Here is a 17,054-nt window from a genome sequence, read left to right as displayed (position 1 = left end):
CCTCCAGTGCGGGGAAGGGTCAAGCGGCCGCGCCCGGGCGCGCGGCGGGCGTGTCGGCGAGGTAGACGCAGCCTTCGCCCTCGCAGGCGGGGCGCGGGTGCGCCTCCGCCCACGCCAGCCGCTCGGCGAGCTCCGCCTCCAGGCGCGTCCACTGCGCCAGGCGCTCGCGCACGTCGCGCAGGTGGCGCGCCAGGACGTCGCGCGCCGCCTGGCAGGGCGGGTGCGCGTGCTCGCGCGCGGCGAGGACGTCCCCGATCTCGCGCAGCGTGAGGCCGAGCGCCTGCGCGGCGCGGATGAACTGCGCGCGCTCGGCGGCCCCGGCGCCGTAGTAGCGGTAGCCGTTGGCGCCGCGCTCGGCCGCCAGCAGGCCCAGGTCCGTCCAGTACCTGAGGGTCTTCACCGACTCGCGCGTGCGCCGCGCCAACTGCCCGATCGTCGTCATGCCCCATGGTAGCGGTGACGCTTCCGCCCGCACGTCGCCGGCTTGAGCGGCCTTCCTCGCCGCCGTCATCAGTCTGGGTTTCCCCGCTAGGCGCGGGCCGGGGTCGTGCGATAAACGGAGGGATACTGTTGGCGAAGTCGACTGGCGAGTAGGCCGCGTCCCAGCCGGGTTGGCGGCTCATCCGTCTCGCCGCTCCTGCTGCTAGGTGCGCTTCAAGATGCAACAGGGCAAGTCGATGACGACGCCATCGTGGCTGGCAGCGGCAACGTCTTCGCCGGCTTCGGCCTCCCTAACCCCGGGAGCGCCGCCTCAAGGCGCGCGTGGCGAGCCGGAACTACGAGGGGAGCAAAGCGCGCGGCTGGACGGAGGTGCAGGTGGCGGCCGCCCTTGGCGCTGAGCGCTCCGAAGCCCCACCGTGGCTGAGGCTCAGCAGCGGCCACAGGCTATGTGAGGAGCCACGGCGCGCCTTCGCCCAGGTGAGGGCGGTGGCGTTTTCAAGGGGTCCGAGGGCGTGGCTGCCGTGTTCTGGGCGTCAGCGCGCGGCTCCGGGCGCTCACCAGCCCCGGCGCGCCAGAAGCTGGTCCTCCGCGAGCGCCTCCATGCCGATGCCGACCATGGCCTCGCCCAGGTTCTTGGAGACCTCCGCGAGGGTGGCGGGGTCGTCGTGGTGCGTCACGGCCTTAACGATGGCCGCGGCGCGGCGCTCCCAGGCTTGATGGCGGCGGCCCTCGTCGGTCTCGCTGGCGGCGGCCTTGAAGATGCCGGAGCCGACGAACACCCCGTCGACACCGAGCTGCATCATGAGGGCCGCATCGGCCGGGGTGGCCACGCCGCCGGCCGCGAAGTTGGCTACCGGCAGCTTGCCGTGCTCGTGGACGTAGCGCACCAGCTCGTAGGGGGCGCCATGCTCCTTGGCGTAGGTCATGAGTTGCTCGCTGGCCATGCCCTTTAGGGCGCGGATCTCGCCTATGACGCTGCGGGCGTGGCGCACGGCCTCGACCACGTTGCCGGTGCCGGCCTCGCCCTTGGTGCGGATCATGGCGGCGCCCTCGCCGATGCGCCTGAGCGCCTCGCCGATGTTGGTGGCGCCGCACACGAACGGCACGCTGAAGGCGCGCTTGTCGATGTGGTAGGCGTCGTCGGCGGGGGTGAGGACCTCGGACTCGTCGATGAAGTCGACGCCGATGGCCTGCAGGATCTGGGCCTCGACGAAGTGGCCGATGCGCACCTTGGCCATCACCGGGATCGACACGGCCTCGATGATCTCTTCGATGAGGCCGGGGTCGGACATGCGCGCCACGCCGCCTTGGGAGCGGATGTCGGCGGGCACGCGCTCGAGCGCCATCACCGCCACGGCGCCCGCCTGCTCGGCGATGCGCGCCTGGTCGGGGGTGACGACGTCCATGATGACGCCGCCCTTGAACGTTTCAGGAGATCCCGCTTTGCTCGTGGGCGTGCTGGCGGTGGCGCGCGTCGCGCTCCCCGCCCGGTTTTCCTGGTGCATGCTTACCTGCCCTTCTCGCTCTCATGCTACGCCCTGGCCGCCCGCGGCCGCGCCGGGGCGGCGGCGGTTGGCGCGCGGGCGAGGCAACACCAGCTTTGCATCAGCTTTGAACGCCCTGAACATCCGTGCGGGAACATGGGGTATCGGCGGTGGGCGCTGGCTCGGCCCGGGTGGACGCCCGTAGTCCGACGCCAGCAGGGCTCGCCATCGCGCTGGGAGCGAACGGGTCCCGGCGCCACTAGGCGCCGCGCGGGCGGCGCTCCCACGTGGCGCCGAACCCCGGGCTCGCCGCCGGCCCTTCAGGTCGACGAGAGTAGAAAAGGAGCTGAACTTCTATGAACGTGCGCCACATGCACCGGCACCTCGCTTGGGCCATCGCGACGGTCGCGCTGGTGGCCGTCCTCTTCACGCGCGAGTCGCTGCCGATCTGGGTGCCGCTCGCCCTGCTGGCCCTCTGCCCGTTCGCCGTGCTGCTCATGATGCGAGAGGCGCGTGCTCTCGACGAGCGGCTGCCCGAGCGGCGGCCGGCCGAGGCCCAGGTGGGGGAAGGCGCCGATGACACCTCGCGGCGACGGCTTGGCCCGCCCTAGGCGCCTTCGCCACGACCGACCGGGCGCGGCGAATTGGGGCGGCGGCCAGCACGCGCATTCTTGGGGCCCGAAACGTTTCGGGGCCGCGACCGCCGCCCGACCCGAGCCCACGCGAAAGGAGTTGCGCTCATGAGAATTGCGGCCTGGCTCGGCAACCTGGCGGGCGCAGCCGTCGTCCTTTGGCTCGTCCGCGAAATGTGGCTCGCCCACCGCGAAGGCGCCATCGTGCCCGAAGCGGCTGGCGTTCAGGCGGCGCGCATCACCGTGCAAGGCGGCTACGGCCCCGATGCGGTCTTCGTCGCGAAGGGCAGGCCGGTGCGCCTCGACTTCACCCGCCGCGAGGCGAACCCCTGCAGCGAGCTGGTCATCTTCGACGGCGTCAACCGGCGCGCCGAACTACCCGAGAACTAGACCGTCAGCGTGGAGTTCACCCCTCAGCGCGCCGGCCGCATCGCCTTCGGCTGCCACAGGGGCAGGCTCCGCGGCCATGTGATCGTCGTCGACTGAGCAAGTTAGTGCTTGGCGCCCGCGGGCGCCGGAAAGGATCAGTGCATGAAGCACGAGCATACAACCCCCTGCACCCAGCGCAGCCAGGGGCCCGACGACTGCCACCTGGCGCCCGTCGCGGCCGAAGCGGCCCCGCAAGTTGGAGGCACGCCGGCGCTCCTCTCTCTCGACGTCACCGGCATGGGGTGCCCCGCGTGCGCGGCGCGCGTTCGCAACGCGCTCGTCGCCGTGCGAGGTGTGATCGGCGCCGAGGTGCGGCTCGAAAGCGGGCGCGGGAGCGTCGTCTACGATCCACGGCGCGCCTATCCGCTACGGCTGCTCGAAGCCATCGAACATGAGGGCCGGCGTAGCCGCCACGCCTACCGGGCGACGGTCACCGGCGTGCGTTTGCTGGCGAGCCCATGACCGCGCCGACCGCCTTGGACGAGACCCGGGGCGCGCCCGCCCTACCAAGGGGTTATGGGCTTCCCGACGACACTGACCTGAGGATCGACCCCGTGTGCGGTCAGGTCGTGAACGCCGGCTACGCCCCGTACTCCCGGGCGCGCGGCGGTGCGACCTATCACTTCTGCGGCCCAGGCTGCCGGGCGCGCTTCGACGCCGAGCCCGGCGCCTTCACCGGGGACCGCGGTAACGTCCCCCACTGGTAGACCCGGCGGTCGGTGGCGCCCGCGAGTTACCCCGGCTGAGCGAGCGCGAGACTCGTCGTGACCCTCGGCGCACCACCAACGCCCACTCCGCCCCGCGCGGTAAGGCTCGACGGCGTGGCGTGGGCGGGGCCACGCCCGTGCCGGGGCGTCGAACGGCGCCGCCGGGGGTGACCGGGGAGCACTCGCTGGCCCGAGCCACCCCGGCCGCTCGCGGGGTCGCTCGGGCGCTGCGGGAGCTCGGCTCCGCCTTCAGGCCCGGGCGCGCGTCGAATAGGGGCACGCGCGAACTTGAGCAGCGCGCTGCTGCAGAACGGCGCCCTGGAAGCCGTGACCGGGCTAGCTTCCAGGGCGCCTGGGCGCTTGTGGGGCGGGCGGCTAGCGTCCGCTGGTGCGCGCGGAGCGGGGGCTCACGCGGCGGAGAGGTCGGTGCGGCGCAGCAGCATGGCGTTGAACGCCACCACGATGGTCGAGACGCTCATGAGCACGGCGCCCACCGCCGGCGAGAGCAGGAAGCCGATGCCAGCCAGCACACCGGCGGCGAGGGGGATGGCGACGGCGTTGTAGCCGGTGGCCCACGCCAGGTTCTGCATCATCTTTCGGTAGGTGGCGCGTGAGAGCTTGAGGGCGGCAAGCACGTCGAGCGGGTCGTTCTCGATGAGCACCAGGTCGGCCGATTCGATGGCGACGTTGGTGCCGGCGCCGATGGCGATGCCCAGGTCGGCCTCGAGCAGGGCCGGGGCGTCGTTGATGCCGTCGCCCACGAAGGCGGTGCGCGCGCGTTTCTGCAGCTCACGCACCTTCTCCGCCTTCTCGCCCGGCAACACGCGGGCGTAGTAGCGCTCGATGCCGAGCTCGGCGGCGACGGTTCGCGCCACGGCCTCCGCGTCGCCGGTGATCATCACGGGCTCGACCCCGGCGGCCTTGAGGGCGCGGATGGTGTCCTTCGCCCGCTGGCGCACGCGGTCGGCGAGGCCGAACACGGCGAGGGCGGTCTGCTCGTTCATGAGGACGATGGCGCTCTCGCCGCGCGCCTCCGCCTCCGCCAGGGCGCCCTTGAGCGCCTCGGGGAACGCTAGCCCCTGCTCTTCGACCCACTCGGGGCGGCCGACGGTGTAGGTGACGCCGTCCACGCGCGCCTTGACGCCCTTGCCGGCCACGACCTCGAAGTCCTGGGACGCGGGCAGGCTCAGGCCGCGCGAGCGCGCCTCCTCCACGATGGCCTGCGCCAGGGGATGTTCGCTGCGCGTCTCGAGCGCGGCGGTGACGGCTAGCGCGTCGCGTTCGTCCATGCCGTGGACGTGCGCGGCGTTGACGCCGAACTTGCCTTCGGTGAGGGTGCCGGTCTTGTCGAAGGCGACGATGCCGATGTCGCGGGCGCGCTCGAACGCCTCGCGGTTGCGCACCAGGATGCCGTTGGCGGCGCTCATGGCGGTGGCGTTGACGGTCACGAGCGGGATGGCGAGGCCGAGGGCGTGGGGGCAAGCGATGACCAGCACCGTGACGGTGCGGGCGATGGCCTGCTGCAGGTCGCCGGAGGCGGCCAGCCACGCCACGAAGGTGATGACGCCCGCGGCCACGGCGATGTAGAAGAGCCAGCCGGCGGCGCGGTCGGCGAGGTTCTGGAACCGGCTGCGCGACGCCTGCGCCTCCTCGACGAGGCGCTGGATCTGCGACAGGGTGGTCTCGCCGCCCGTGCGGGCGACCTCGACAGTGAGGGCGCCCTCACCGTTGACGGCGCCGGCCACGACCTCGGAGCCTTCCTCCTTGGGCACGGGCCTGGACTCGCCGGTGAGGAACGCCTCGTTGACGCTGCTGCGCCCCTCCGTCACCACGCCGTCGGCGGGGAGCTGCTCGCCCGGGCGCACCAGGATGCGGTCGCCGTGGCGCAGCTCGGACACGGGCACGTCCTCGATGGCGCCGTTCACGATGCGGTGGGCGGTATGGGGGATTAGCGAGGCGAGGTTCTCAAGCGCCCTGGAGGCGCCCTGCACGCTGGCCATCTCGATCCAGTGGCCCAGCAGCATGATGGCGATGAGGGTGGAGAGCTCCCAGAAGAATGGTATGCCGGGCACGCCGAGTGCCACCGCCATGCTGTAGACGTAGGCGACGGTGATGGCGAGGCTGATCAGCGTCATCATGCCGGGTTGCTTGGCGGCGAGCTCGTGGCGGGCGCCCTGCAGGAAGACGAGCCCGCCGTAGAGGTACAGCACGGTGCCGAGCACGGGGTTGACCCACTCGGAGCCGGGGAAGCTTACCGCCTGGTAGCCGAACCAGGCCTGGAACTGCTCGCTGAAGTAGAGGATGGGCAGCGTCAGCACGAGCGCGACCCAGAAGCGGTCGCGGAACATCTCCGGCGAGTGGCCGGCGTGCTTGTCGTGCCCGCCGTGGCCGGCGTGCGCGCCGTGAGCGTCGTGCCCGGCGTGGTCGCCGTGGCCAGCGTGATGACTGTGGGCGAGCTGGGCGTCGTGCTCAGCGTGGCGGACGTGCGGCTCGCTCTCTATCGCCTCAGTCCAAGGGTCTTCGGTGCTCGTGGCCGAGCCGTGGTGGTCGTGGTGGTCGTGGTCGTTCACTTGGCCTCCTCGCGGGCGATGTCTGGCGTGAGGGCGGCGGGCGCGAGCGGGCGCGCTTGCGGCCTGAGGAAGTCGTCGGTGAGGCCGAGGGTCTCGTCGGTTAGGCGCATCGACTCGTCGGCGTCAGCGGTGGCGGTGAGGGCGCGCAGGGCGTCGATGGTCTCGGGCACCACGATGGCCTGGTTGTCGACCTGGTAGGCGTAGTAGAGCTCGTCGCCCTCGACGGTGAGGACGTCCTCCCAGAGGGCGACCTCCCACATGTCGCCGCGCGGGCGGTGGAGGTCGCGCATCAGCTCGATGGTGCTGTTGAGCGCGACGATGCCGTCGCCCATGCGCATGAGCGCGATGCGCGGCGCGGCCCTGAAGGCGTCCAGCACCTCGTCCCTGCTCGCTTCGCGGGTGAGTTCGGCGATCCAGAAGTGGCCGTGGCCCTGGGTGTGCGCCGCCTTGGCGGCGATGGTGACCACGTCGAGCGCGGGCATGACGGTGCGCGCGTCGGGCCCCTGGTGGCTGGGGATGACGCGTTCGGGCACGACGGTGTTCATGATGCCGGAGTGGTCCGACTCCCACGGGTCGGTGGCGCGGCGCACCAGCACCCCGCGCGCCTTCTTGAGCAGGCCGGCGGCGTGCAGGGCGCCCAGGGTGCGGACGGTGCTGGTGGTGTTGCAGGAGACGACGCGGGTGAAGTCGCGGCCGACGGCGCTGGCGTAGTTGGCTTGCGCCACGAACGAGTGGCCCGTCACGTCGTGCTTCTCGCCGCCCTGCAGCGCTGCCTTCACGCCCGCGCGCCGGTAGAGTTTGAGGTTGCTGGCGCCGACGCCCTTGGGGGTGCAGTCGGCGACCACGTCCACGCGCTCCAGGAGCGCGCCCAGCTCGCCCGCCACGGGGATGCCGGCGGCGCGCATGGCCTTCGCGCCTTCAGGCGTGGAGGCGTAGACGGGGACGTCCTGGAGGGCGGCGGTCTGGAGGCGGTAGTCGGCGACCACGTCGGCGACTCCCACGAGCTCCATGTCGGGCTGCAGGCGCACCGCGTCGGCGATGCGCTTGCCGATCACGCCGTAGCCGTTCACCGCCACGCGCGTTCTTGTCTGGGTCGTCATGTTGTCGTCCTTTCCGGGCTCGCGCCCTGGCCGGGAGTCAGGCGAGCGCCTGGCTGATCGCCGTCAGCAACTCCTCCTTGCGCTCGTAGGAGGGGCGTAGGAACACGAGCGTCAGCGTGGTCCAGTCCTGCACGGCGGCGATCTCCTGCCCGCCGTCCTCGAGCTTGAGGTGGGGGTAGGCGCCGTACTCGACGAACATGCCGAAGCGCGCGGCGGTGCGCTCGAGCCGCTCGAGCTTCGCGTCGTCGAAGCGCACCACGTAGGGGAGCTGGAAGCCGGGCTTGCCGCAGCTCCCGCCCAGGCCCAGCATGGGCAGGCCGGCGAGCTGCGGGACGTCGTGCTTGCCGGCGCTGCGCTGCAGGAAGGCGTGGCGGTCGCGCACGAGCTCGCGGGAGCCCTTGAAGCTGCCCACGAGCTGGCCGAGCGTCTGCGGTGCGGTTTGCATGGTGTCTCCTTCGGGGCTTGGGTCCGTCACGGCGTCACGCGGCGGCCAGCCGCGCAGCCGGCGCGCCGCCCGGGTGGGCGGCGCTGGTGATGGGGGGCGTGAAGTTGCGCAGGCGCAGGGCGTTGGTGAGCACGAAGACGCTGGAGAGGCCCATGGCGGCGGCGGCCAGGATGGGGCTGAGGAGGATGCCGAAGGCCGGGTAGAGCACGCCGGCGGCGACGGGGATAAGCACGGTGTTGTAGAAGAACGCCCAGAATAGGTTCTGCTTGATGTTGGTGATGGCCTTGCGCGAGAGGGCGAGGGCGTTGGTGATGCCGCGCAGGTCGCCGGCCATCAGCACCACGTCGGCGGATTCGATGGCGATGTCGGTGCCGGTGCCGATGGCGAGGCCCACGTCGGCCTGCGCCAGCGCGGGCGCGTCGTTGATGCCGTCGCCCACGAACGCCACCTTGCCGCCCTGCGCCTGCAGGCGCTTCACGGCCTCCACCTTGCCGTCGGGCAGGACTTCGGCGAGCACCTCGTCGATGCCCAGGCGGCGGGCGATGGCGCGGGCGGTGCGCTCGTTGTCGCCGGTGATCATCACCACGCGCAGGCCGAGCGCGTGCAGCGACTCGATGGCCTGGGGGGTGGAGTCCTTGATGGGGTCGGCGACTGCGATGACGGCGGCGAGCCGGCCGTCGACGGCGGCGTACAGGGGCGTCTTGCCCTCGTCAGCCAGGCGCCCGGCGTCGCTGGCGAACGCCGTCACGTCGACGCCCAGGCGCCGCATGTAGCGGTCGGCGCCCACCTGCACGAGGCGGCCGTTCACGCGGCCCTCCACGCCGTAGCCCGGCACCGCCTCGAACGCGTCGGCGCCGCCTAGGGCGGCGCCCTGCGCCGTGGCAGCGTCCACGATCGCCTGGGCGACCGGGTGCTCGGATGCCTGCTCCACGCTGGCGGTCAAGGCCAGCACCTCGAGCCGGTCGAAGCCCGGCAGGGTGACGAGGTCGGTGAGCTCGGGCTTGCCCTTGGTGAGGGTGCCGGTCTTGTCGAGGGCGACCTGCTTGGCCTCCTGCAGCGTCTGCAGCGCGGCGCCGTTGCGGAAGAGGATGCCCAGCTCGGCGGCCTTGCCGGTGCCGACCATGATGCTGGTGGGCGTGGCGAGGCCCATGGCGCAGGGGCAGGCGATGATCAGCACCGCCACGGTGTTCACCAGCGCGAAGGTGAGGGCCGGTTCGGGGCCGAACAGCATCCACACACCGAAGGTGACGAGCGCGATGACGATGACTATGGGCACGAAGACGCTGACGACCTTGTCGGCCAGCGCCTGGATGGGCAGCTTGGAGCCCTGGGCGTCCTCGACCATCTTGATGATCTGCGCCAGCACGGTGTCGGCGCCGACCTTGGTGGCCTCGAAGGTGAAGGCGCCGGTGGTGTTCACCGTGCCGCCCACCACCTCGTCGCCCGTAGCCTTGCGCGCGGGGATGGGTTCGCCGGTGATCATCGACTCGTCCACGAACGACGCGCCCGTCAGCACGCGCCCGTCGACGGGGATCCGCTCGCCGGGGCGCACCAGCACGGCGTCGCCGGGCACGACCTGGTCGACAGGCAGGGTGAGCTCCTGACCGGCGCGCACCACGCGCGCCGTCTTCGCCTGCAGGCCCAGCAGCTTCTTGATGGCCTCGCTGGTGCGGCCCTTGGCGATGGCCTCGAGGTACTTACCGAGCAGGATGAGGGTGATGATCGCCGCCGACGCCTCGTAATAGACGTGCACCGTGCCCGCCGGCAGCAGGCGCGGCAGGAAGGTGGCGACCACCGAGTAGCCGTAGGCGGCGCTGGTGCCCAGCATCACCAGGCTGTTCATGTCCGGGCTGCCGCGACGCAGGCTGTTCCAGCCGGGACGGTAGAAGCGCCGACCCGGCCCGAACTGCACCACGCTGGCGAGCACGAACGAGACGAGGTTGATCGCCTGGGCCGGCACCAGCGCCAGCAGCCGCGCCTCCAGCGCCGGCACCAGCATGGGCAGCATCACGAACACCACCAGCGGCAGCGTGAGGGCGCCAGCGAGGACGACGTCGCGCCGCAGGGCGCGCACCTCCGCCTCACGCGCCTGGCGCTCCCGGTCGACGCGCTCGCCGCTCGCGGCCGCCTCGCGCGCCTCGTAGCCGGCCGCGGTCACCGCCGCGCTCAGGTCGGCGGGGGTCAGCAGCCCGGGGAGGTAGGTGACGCTGGCGCGCTCGGTGGCCAGGTTGACGCTAGCGTCGACGACGCCGTCGAGGCGTTTGAGGCTACGCTCGACGCGCGCCGTGCAGCTCGCGCAGGTCATGCCGCTCACCGCCAGGCTGGTGCGTTCGGTCACCGGGTCGTAGCCGGCCCGCGCGACCGCCTCGAGCAGGGCGGGCACGCCCGTCTGCTGGGCGTCGAAGCGCACGCTGGCGCGCTCGGTGGCCAGGTTGACGGTGGCTTCGCTCACGCCCGCCACCTTGGTCAGGGCCCGCTCGACGCGCGCGGTGCAGCTCGCGCACGTCATGCCGCGGATCCCCAGGCTTACGCTTTCCATGACTTCTCCTGTTCACTATGCGAGGCGGGCGACGCTTTCACGTCGCCCGGCGCTCAGGTGCGGTACTTGAGGGCTTCCATCAGTTCCGTGACGATGTGCTCGGTGTCGCCGCGCTGGCTGGCGGTGGCGACGTGGTCGCGGATGTGCGACCTGAGCACGGCGTCGCTGACGCGCGCCAGCGCCCCCTGCACGGCCTTGACCTGCTTGAGGATGTCGACGCAGTAGACGTCCGGGTCCGCGAGCATGCGCAGGATGCCGTCCAGGTGGCCGCGGGCGCTCTTCAGGCGGAGCTGAACATCTTCGCGCGTGGCGGGGTCGAGGTGCAGGTGCTCCGCGGTGGTGGTCGCCTCGGCGCCGCCCGCGGCTGCCGAGCTCACGTGGCGGGCCGCGCGCTGTAGCCTTCCTCCTCGACCGCGCGGATGAGCGCCTGGACGTCGGCGTCGCCCTCGACCCGCGCCGAGCCGGCGCTCAGGTCGACGGCGGCGCTGGTGACGCCGGGGACGCCCTCGAGTGCGTTCTTGACGGACGCCTGGCAGTGCGCGCAGGTCATGCCTTCGATGATGAGCTTGTTCATCTTCGCCTCCTAGGCTTTACCCCACCCCAGGGGGGGTGGCATGTGGTTAGTATAGCAGAGCGAATGTCATGGAAGGATGTAGTCGAGCATGCGAACGCAAGGTTCACGACGTAAACGCGCTGGTCGGTGGTGGCTCATCGGCCTCCTGGTCGCGGCGGGAGTGGTGGCCAACGTCATCGTGTGGTTCAGGCCGTTCGGCTGGCCGCCGGCGCGCGTGCGCTACGAGTACCCGACCTACTCAGCGGCGCAAGTGGCGGCGGGAGAGGCGCTATACCGCGTCACCTGCAGCGCGTGCCATGGCCCAGCCGGCGAGGGCGACGCGGCGGCGGAGGTGCCGGCTTTGGACGGGAGCATGCACGCGTGGCACCATGCCGACAGCTTGTTCGCGCGCTACATCCGCGAGGGCGGCGTGTACATGCCGGCGGTGGCGCCCGAGTGGAGCGACGAGCAGGTGACGGCGGTACTGGCCTACGTCAAGCAGTGGTGGGAACCGCGCCAGCGCGCCTATCAGCACGAGGTGTCGGAAGCGAACCCAGCCACTCCTTGAGTTCTAGGGTCACTGACTCGGTCTCGGCATTGCGCCTAACCTCCAGGAGCGGACATCGGAGGTGCCCCGTGAAGGACCGGCCGTACGCGACCCTAGGGCTCGCCGTCGCTATTCACTTCCTGATCATGTGGACCCTTACTTACGTGGGCGTGGCCGCGTTCGAGCACATTCACCTCAACTTGAACCGCTTCTACATGGCCGTGGTGATGGTGGCGCCCATGATCGTCGTCATGCTCGTCGCGATGCGGCACATGTTCAAGAACAAGCGCCTCAACGCGGTGCTTTATACCGTTAGCACGTTGGTGTTCCTGGGTGCGTTCACCGCTATCCGAACGCAGGCGTTCGTGGGCGACGCGCAGCTCTCCCTGTCGATGATCCCGCACCACTCCATAGCCATCAAGAACTGCGAGCAGGCCACGCTGCGAGACCCGGAGACCGTTCAGCTTTGCGAGGAGATCATCCGCGCGCAACGTGAGGAGATCGCCCAGATGGAGGGCATCCTGGAGCGGCTATCTCGCTAGCGCGCTGAACGACTGCCCTCCATCTGGCGCCGACGGTTGAGAACAGCAACCTGATCCGGCAATAGCAAGCGACCGCTCTCTCTGCTGCTTATCGCACTGCTAGTAGTTTCCGAAGAGGCGCACGCCGCCGGCGTCGAAGGCGACGACCTGGAACGGCGCGCTCTTGACGCCGTTCATCCCGGGCGAGCCGGCGGGCATGCCGGGCAGCGCGATGCCGGTCACGGCGGGGCGTTCGCTCAGCAGCCGCTCGATGGCCTCCAGGGGCACGTGGCCTTCCACGGCGTAGCCGTCGACCTCGGTGGTGTGGCAGCTCCAGGTGGTGGGCGGCACGCCGAGGGCCAGCTTGGCGCCGGCGGTGTCCTCGGTGTCGATCACCGTCACCTCCATCCCGCGCTCGCGCAGGATCTCGATGTAGTCGCCGCAGCAGCCGCACCAGGGGGACTTGGTGACGGTCACCTGCAGGCCCGCCAGCGGGACCGCGGCGTGGGCGGGTTGGCCGCCCAGCAGCGCGGTGGCGGTCACCGCCAGCGCTAGCAGCGGGGTCAGTGTCAGTAGCCATCTCTTCACGTTGGTGCACCTAGCCTTCCTCGTCGCGGGCGGCCTGCGCCGCTCCCGCGCGTTAGCAACCGAGAAGCAACCTCTTCTGCGCGCGGCATCTCAGCCCCGCCGTCCGGGCGGCGGCTCCGCGGCGGTAACGCCGGCCGCCGACTCCACCGCGCTTGGCGCCTGCCGGTCGGGCTGGGCGCCGGGGGCGGTGCTGATGTCGTGGCGGGAGAAGTCGGGGAAGAGCGCGCGCAGGAGGCCAAGCGCCAGCAGCACCAGGGCGACGGTGCCAAGAAGCATCCATAGTCCGTGGGGTGCCATGTGCGTCAGCGGCGCGCTCATGTCGTCCACGGTAGCGGCCGGTTGTTTCGGTCGCTTAAGCGTCGTGTAAGGTCCGCGTAAAGTCGCGTTGGGCGGATTGGTGTCCCGGAAACGGGTGTTAGTTTGGTGGTCATGAGCCGCATCCTGGTGGTGGAGGACGACGCTGACGCCGCGCAGGTGGTGAGCGCCTACCTGACGCGCGAGGGTTACGCCGTCGAGGTGGCGCACGACGGCGCCGCCGGCCTGCAAGCGGCGCTTACGGCGCCGCCGGCCCTGGTGGTGCTCGACTGGATGCTGCCGGGCGTGGCCGGCCCCGAGTTCCTCACCGCGCTCAGGCGCGCACAGCGCACGCCCGTCATCATGCTGACGGCCAGGAGCGAGGAGAGCGACCGCATCGTGGGGCTGGAGCTGGGCGCGGACGACTACGTGGTGAAGCCGTTCAGCCCGCGCGAGCTGGTGGCGCGCGTGCGCGCGGTGCTGAGGCGCAGCCAGGCGCGCGAGGTGGCGGAGGCGGACGAGGCGGTGGAGCATCGCGGCCTGCGCGTCGATCCGCTGCAGCGCCAGGCGAGCTTCGCGGGGCGCGAGGTGGAGCTGACCACGCTGGAGTTCGACCTGCTGTTCGCGCTGGCGCGCGCGCCGGGGCGGGTGTTCAGCCGCAACGACCTCATCGAGCGCGTGTGGGGCCCCGACTTCACCGGCGTCGACCGCGTGGTTGACGTGCACGTTTCAAACCTGCGCCAGAAGCTCGCCAGCGTGGGCGCGGACGCCCTGCTGGTGACCGTGCGCGGCGTCGGCTACAAGGTGGCATGACTAGCCCGATGACCCGGCCGCCCCGCTCGAGCCTCTACTGGCGCCTGCTGCCCTCCTACCTGGTGGTGGTGGTGGTGGCGCTGGGCACGATGTTCCTGGCGGGCGAAGCGCTGGCGCCCTACTTCTTGCAGCGCCACGTGGACGCCATGATGGAGTCGCTGCACGCCCACGGCGACCAGACGCTCGACGCCATGGCCGACGACCTGACGGCCGGCTTCCGGCGCGCCCTGACGCAGTCGCTCTTGTGGGCGCTGGTGGCGTCCGGGGCTGCCGCCACTATGGTTGGCCTTTACGTCACGCGGCGGGTGGTGCGGCCGCTGCGGGCGCTGACGCGCGCCAGCGGCCGCATCGCCGGCGGGCGCTACAGCCAGCGTCTGACGCAGCGGGCGCCGGGCGAGATCGGGGAGCTGGCGGCGGCGTTCAACACCATGGCGGCGACGCTGGAGAAGAGCGAGGAGCGGCGCGTGCAGCTCATGGCCGACGTGGCGCACGAGTTCCGCACGCCCCTGTCGAACCTGCGTGGCTACCTGGAGGGCCTCGAGGACGGGGTGTTCGCGCCCGAGGAGCTGGCGGCGCCGGCCCGGAGGCAGTTGCAGCGGCTGGAGCGCCTGGCGGACGACTTGAGCCTGCTGTCGCGCGTGGAGACCGGCCAGGTCGACCTGCACCCGGCGGAGGTGGCGGCCGTCACCCTGCTCGATGCCGTGGCGGAGGCGTTCCGGCCGCGCTTCGAGGCCAAGGACGTGACGCTGGAGGTGGCGGCCGCGCCCGACGTTCGCGTATGGGCCGACGCCGAGCGCAGCGGCCAGGTGCTCACCAACCTGGTGGCCAACGCCCTGCGCTTCACGCCTGCCGGGGGCCGGGTCAAGCTTGCGGTTTACGCGGTTGGCGAGGGGTGGGTGCGCTTCGAGGTCAGCGACACGGGCGGCGGCATCCCACAGGGGCAGCTCAGCCTGGTGTTCAACCGCTTCTACCGCGGCGACCAGGCGCGCGCCCAGCAGGAGGGCGGCGGCAGCGGCATCGGGCTCACGCTCGCCAAGCAGTTAGTGGAGCGCCAAGGCGGCGACATCGGCGTCAGCAGCCGCCTGGGGCAGGGCAGCACCTTCTGGTTCACGCTGCCGCGGGCGCCGGACGCGGGCTGAGCGCCGCTCCGCGTCCTGGGCGGCTTTACCGAAACCTTACACGGGCGTTATCGCCGGTTCACGCGCGCGCCCGAACATGCTCCTCGACAGGAGGAGCGCCATGACGCACCGCAAGACACTCTTCGCCGCGCTGCTCGCCGCCGCGCTGACCACCACCGCCCTCGCCAACCCCGACCACCACCCGCCCGGCACGACCACGCCCCCCGGCGCCGCCCCCATGGGGATGGGTGGCGCGATGATGGGCGCCGACGCGATGGGCGGCATGCACGGGCCCATGATGGGCCACATGCCAAGCGGCATGATGCGCCAGATGCACGAGATGATGGCCCAGATGCACGGGATGCCCGCCGGTCAGACGCCGGGCATGATGCACGGCGCCGCCGGCACGACAGAGCTGGGAGGCTTGGCTGGCGAGGAGTTCGAGGTGGCCTTCATGTCGATGATGATCGCCCACCACCAGGGCGCCATCGCCATGGCCGACTGGGTGCTCGAGCGCGGCGACGACCCCGAGGTGCTGGCCGCCGCGCGCGCTGTCAAGGCCGCCCAGGCGCCCGAGATCGAGCAGATGACCACCTGGCTGCGCGCGTGGTACGACGCCGAGGTCGACGGCGCCTCGGCGGCGACGATGGACGCCGAGATGAGCGGCATGATGACGGCCATGGCCGAAGGCCCAGACCCGGATGCCGCCTTCCTGACGGAGATGATCGCGCACCACCAGGGCGCCATCGACATGGCCCAGCTCGCGCTCGAGCGCGCCACGCACGCGGAGCTGCGCGACCTGGCGCGCGACGTCATCGTCACGCAAGCCGGCGAGGTGCACCAATACCAGGCGTGGCTGGCCGACTCCGCCGACTGAAGCCAGGGGCGTGTCCGGTCGCGGCGCGCTAGCGGCCGACCCGCCCCCACTCCTCTAGCCCGCCCGCTGCCCGTACGGCCGCTGCGGCCGCCATCCCACCGAACGAGGTTGAAGACATTGTCCCGAAAGCCCAAGCAACGCCGCCGCCCGCGCCCATCCACCATCGCCCTCGCATCGGGCGTCGTCATCATCGTGATGCTCGCCGTTTACGCCCGCATCGGCAGCGGCGGTTCCGGGCCGCTCACCTACCCCACCTATCCGGCCGAGCAGATCGCCCGCGGCGAGCAGGCGTACCAGGCGAACTGCGCCACCTGCCACGGCGTCACGGGCGCCGGCAACTCGCGCGCCGGCATCCCAGCCCTGGACGGCACCATGCACGCCTGGCACCACCCCGACTCGCAGATCGCCGCCATGATCCGGCAGGGCGGCTTCATGATGCCAGCCGTCGGCCCCGACTGGAGCGACGAGCAGGTCACGGACGTGATCGCCTACATCAAGGAGTGGTGGAAGCCGCAGCAACGCGCCGCGCAGGCGCGCCTGAGCGGGACGCCCTAGCGGGAGCGCGCTGGCTATGGCTCTGGGAGGGCTGGAACGGATTAGGAGGAACGCGGTGATCACCACGGCGGCGGAGTACGCCCGCGCCACGCGACGCTTGCGGGACGAGAGCGAGCACCTGGATCGACTGCGGGAGGCCTTGAGCCGCGCCGACCTGGCGGCCGAAGAGGTCGAGCGCCTCATGCGGCCGGCCCTTGACTATCACTCGGAGCTCCGCAGGGAGGTCGAGGCGTACGAACGCGAGCGCCCAGTGGAGCTCGAACCGCTCAGCCGCCTAACCGACATCGGCCGCTGGCTGACCGAACTGCGCTCTCAGCGGGGGTGGACGCAGCAGCGCCTCGCCGCCGCGCTGGGCACGAGCGCCCCGCTGGTCTGCCGGGACGAGCGCAACGGTTACCGGAACATCAGCACCCAGAGGGCGCAGCGCATCCTCGACGCTTTCGGGGCGCAGATCAGCGTGCGGATCGAACGCCTCGCGCCGGTCGAACAGTTGCCGGGCGCGTCACCCCTGGAGGTAATACGCGAGAGCCTGGCGCGGTTCGTTGGCGCCGACGAGGAGGGCCTGGAGCTGTGGCTGACGTCGCCGCATCCGCAGTTGGGGGGCACCTCGCCGCAGGAGCTGCTCGAGGCCGGCGAGGACGAGTTCGTCGCCCAGTTCGTGCAGGACATGGTGGCGAGCGCAACTACCAGCGGGGCCGAGGTCCATTAGATGCACTCCCGCCCGCTGGACTATGAACGCGGACGGTGCCCGGCCGTCTGCTCACCGCCCCCGCCAGGCGTCGGCCCGCGCGCTATTGGGCGCGGCCTTACGGCACCCCTGGGAGGAAGGGCAAGCAGGTAT

21 protein-coding genes are annotated in these 17,054 nt (G+C 71.3%); 11 read left to right on the top strand and 10 right to left on the bottom strand.

Translation table 11 applies throughout. The annotated features are described in order from the left end of the window. Positions 1–19: 19 nt before the first annotated feature. Positions 20–442 carry a MerR family DNA-binding protein gene (locus tag ROY82_08885; GenBank protein MDT3682571.1) on the bottom strand — a complete coding sequence of 141 codons (423 nt, stop codon included), beginning with the start codon at positions 440–442 and terminating at the stop codon, positions 20–22. A 553-nt stretch (positions 443–995) separates the two neighbouring features. After that, positions 996–1,946: a pyridoxal 5'-phosphate synthase lyase subunit PdxS gene (gene pdxS, locus ROY82_08880; protein ID MDT3682570.1), complete on the bottom strand. Its 951-nt coding sequence runs from the start codon at positions 1,944–1,946 to the stop codon at positions 996–998. 335 nt (positions 1,947–2,281) lie between these two features. Here pdxS and ROY82_08875 point away from each other — a divergent pair, with 335 nt between their 5' ends. The 4 genes from ROY82_08875 to ROY82_08860 all read left to right on the top strand — a co-directional run bounded on the left by ROY82_08875 (position 2,282) and on the right by ROY82_08860 (position 3,693). Then, positions 2,282–2,536: a hypothetical protein gene (locus ROY82_08875; GenBank protein ID MDT3682569.1), complete on the top strand. Its 255-nt coding sequence runs from the start codon at positions 2,282–2,284 to the stop codon at positions 2,534–2,536. Positions 2,537–2,665: 129 nt separating this feature from the next. Beyond that, positions 2,666–2,947 (top strand): hypothetical protein, encoded by a 282-nt coding sequence (locus ROY82_08870; GenBank protein ID MDT3682568.1) that lies wholly within the window; start codon positions 2,666–2,668, stop codon positions 2,945–2,947. A 141-nt stretch (positions 2,948–3,088) separates the two neighbouring features. After that, complete coding sequence (locus ROY82_08865) at positions 3,089–3,448, top strand: heavy metal-associated domain-containing protein (protein MDT3682567.1); 360 nt, start codon at positions 3,089–3,091, stop codon at positions 3,446–3,448. Then, the gene (locus ROY82_08860) at positions 3,445–3,693 is read left to right on the top strand and encodes a YHS domain-containing protein (GenBank protein ID MDT3682566.1); all 249 of its coding nucleotides are present in this window, start codon (positions 3,445–3,447) and stop codon (positions 3,691–3,693) included. The genes ROY82_08865 and ROY82_08860 overlap by 4 nt, the downstream gene beginning before the upstream one ends. Before the next feature lie 407 nt (positions 3,694–4,100). Here ROY82_08860 and ROY82_08855 read toward each other — a convergent pair whose 3' ends face one another. Genes ROY82_08855 through ROY82_08830 form a run of 6 tightly spaced genes read right to left on the bottom strand, consistent with a single transcriptional unit; the run spans position 4,101 to position 10,921 of the window. Beyond that, the gene (locus ROY82_08855; protein ID MDT3682565.1) at positions 4,101–6,263 is read right to left on the bottom strand and encodes a copper-translocating P-type ATPase; all 2,163 of its coding nucleotides are present in this window, start codon (positions 6,261–6,263) and stop codon (positions 4,101–4,103) included. Continuing rightward, positions 6,260–7,363, bottom strand: coding sequence for a type II glyceraldehyde-3-phosphate dehydrogenase (locus tag ROY82_08850; protein ID MDT3682564.1), 1,104 nt, complete (start codon positions 7,361–7,363; stop codon positions 6,260–6,262). The genes ROY82_08855 and ROY82_08850 overlap by 4 nt, the downstream gene beginning before the upstream one ends. A 37-nt stretch (positions 7,364–7,400) precedes the next feature. Continuing rightward, positions 7,401–7,808, bottom strand: coding sequence for a hypothetical protein (locus tag ROY82_08845; protein MDT3682563.1), 408 nt, complete (start codon positions 7,806–7,808; stop codon positions 7,401–7,403). Positions 7,809–7,842: 34 nt separating this feature from the next. Beyond that, entirely contained in the window at positions 7,843–10,347 is a 2,505-nt protein-coding gene (locus ROY82_08840; protein MDT3682562.1) for a heavy metal translocating P-type ATPase, read from the bottom strand. Positions 10,348–10,400: 53 nt separating this feature from the next. Then, entirely contained in the window at positions 10,401–10,724 is a 324-nt protein-coding gene (locus ROY82_08835; protein MDT3682561.1) for a metal-sensitive transcriptional regulator, read from the bottom strand. Then, a complete protein-coding gene (locus ROY82_08830) occupies positions 10,721–10,921 on the bottom strand; it encodes a heavy metal-associated domain-containing protein (protein MDT3682560.1) in 201 nt (66 codons plus the stop codon). The genes ROY82_08835 and ROY82_08830 overlap by 4 nt, the downstream gene beginning before the upstream one ends. An 88-nt stretch (positions 10,922–11,009) precedes the next feature. Between ROY82_08830 and ROY82_08825 the strand changes: the two genes are divergently transcribed. Both ROY82_08825 and ROY82_08820 read left to right on the top strand, forming a co-directional pair. Continuing rightward, positions 11,010–11,468, top strand: coding sequence for a cytochrome c (locus ROY82_08825; GenBank protein MDT3682559.1), 459 nt, complete (start codon positions 11,010–11,012; stop codon positions 11,466–11,468). A 68-nt stretch (positions 11,469–11,536) separates the two neighbouring features. Next, positions 11,537–11,989, top strand: a complete 453-nt coding sequence (locus ROY82_08820) for a DUF305 domain-containing protein (GenBank protein ID MDT3682558.1) — start codon at positions 11,537–11,539, stop codon at positions 11,987–11,989. Positions 11,990–12,088: 99 nt separating this feature from the next. On the opposite strand, the gene ROY82_08815 is transcribed toward ROY82_08820, so the two are convergent. Together ROY82_08815 and ROY82_08810 are read right to left on the bottom strand one after the other, a co-directional pair. Next, positions 12,089–12,556, bottom strand: a complete 468-nt coding sequence (locus ROY82_08815) for a DUF411 domain-containing protein (protein ID MDT3682557.1) — start codon at positions 12,554–12,556, stop codon at positions 12,089–12,091. 90 nt (positions 12,557–12,646) lie between these two features. Then, positions 12,647–12,874 (bottom strand): hypothetical protein, encoded by a 228-nt coding sequence (locus tag ROY82_08810; protein MDT3682556.1) that lies wholly within the window; start codon positions 12,872–12,874, stop codon positions 12,647–12,649. Between the two features lie 111 nt (positions 12,875–12,985). Between ROY82_08810 and ROY82_08805 the strand changes: the two genes are divergently transcribed. The 5 genes from ROY82_08805 to ROY82_08785 all read left to right on the top strand — a co-directional run bounded on the left by ROY82_08805 (position 12,986) and on the right by ROY82_08785 (position 16,922). Then, positions 12,986–13,663, top strand: a complete 678-nt coding sequence (locus ROY82_08805; protein ID MDT3682555.1) for a response regulator transcription factor — start codon at positions 12,986–12,988, stop codon at positions 13,661–13,663. Further along, positions 13,660–14,802 carry a HAMP domain-containing sensor histidine kinase gene (locus ROY82_08800; protein MDT3682554.1) on the top strand — a complete coding sequence of 381 codons (1,143 nt, stop codon included), beginning with the start codon at positions 13,660–13,662 and terminating at the stop codon, positions 14,800–14,802. Before ROY82_08805 ends, ROY82_08800 begins: the two co-directional genes overlap by 4 nt. A 100-nt stretch (positions 14,803–14,902) precedes the next feature. Next, positions 14,903–15,658: a DUF305 domain-containing protein gene (locus tag ROY82_08795; protein ID MDT3682553.1), complete on the top strand. Its 756-nt coding sequence runs from the start codon at positions 14,903–14,905 to the stop codon at positions 15,656–15,658. A gap of 117 nt (positions 15,659–15,775) precedes the next feature. Next, the gene (locus tag ROY82_08790; GenBank protein ID MDT3682552.1) at positions 15,776–16,213 is read left to right on the top strand and encodes a cytochrome c; all 438 of its coding nucleotides are present in this window, start codon (positions 15,776–15,778) and stop codon (positions 16,211–16,213) included. 55 nt (positions 16,214–16,268) lie between these two features. After that, the gene (locus tag ROY82_08785; GenBank protein ID MDT3682551.1) at positions 16,269–16,922 is read left to right on the top strand and encodes a helix-turn-helix domain-containing protein; all 654 of its coding nucleotides are present in this window, start codon (positions 16,269–16,271) and stop codon (positions 16,920–16,922) included. The last annotated feature ends 132 nt before the right edge of the window (positions 16,923–17,054 follow it).

It is taken from the genome of Truepera sp., from assembly GCA_032027045.1.
Lineage (GTDB): Bacteria > Deinococcota > Deinococci > Deinococcales > Trueperaceae > JAAYYF01.
Note: the sequence above shows the minus strand (reverse complement) of the source record. Positions and strands in the feature narration are given on the sequence as shown.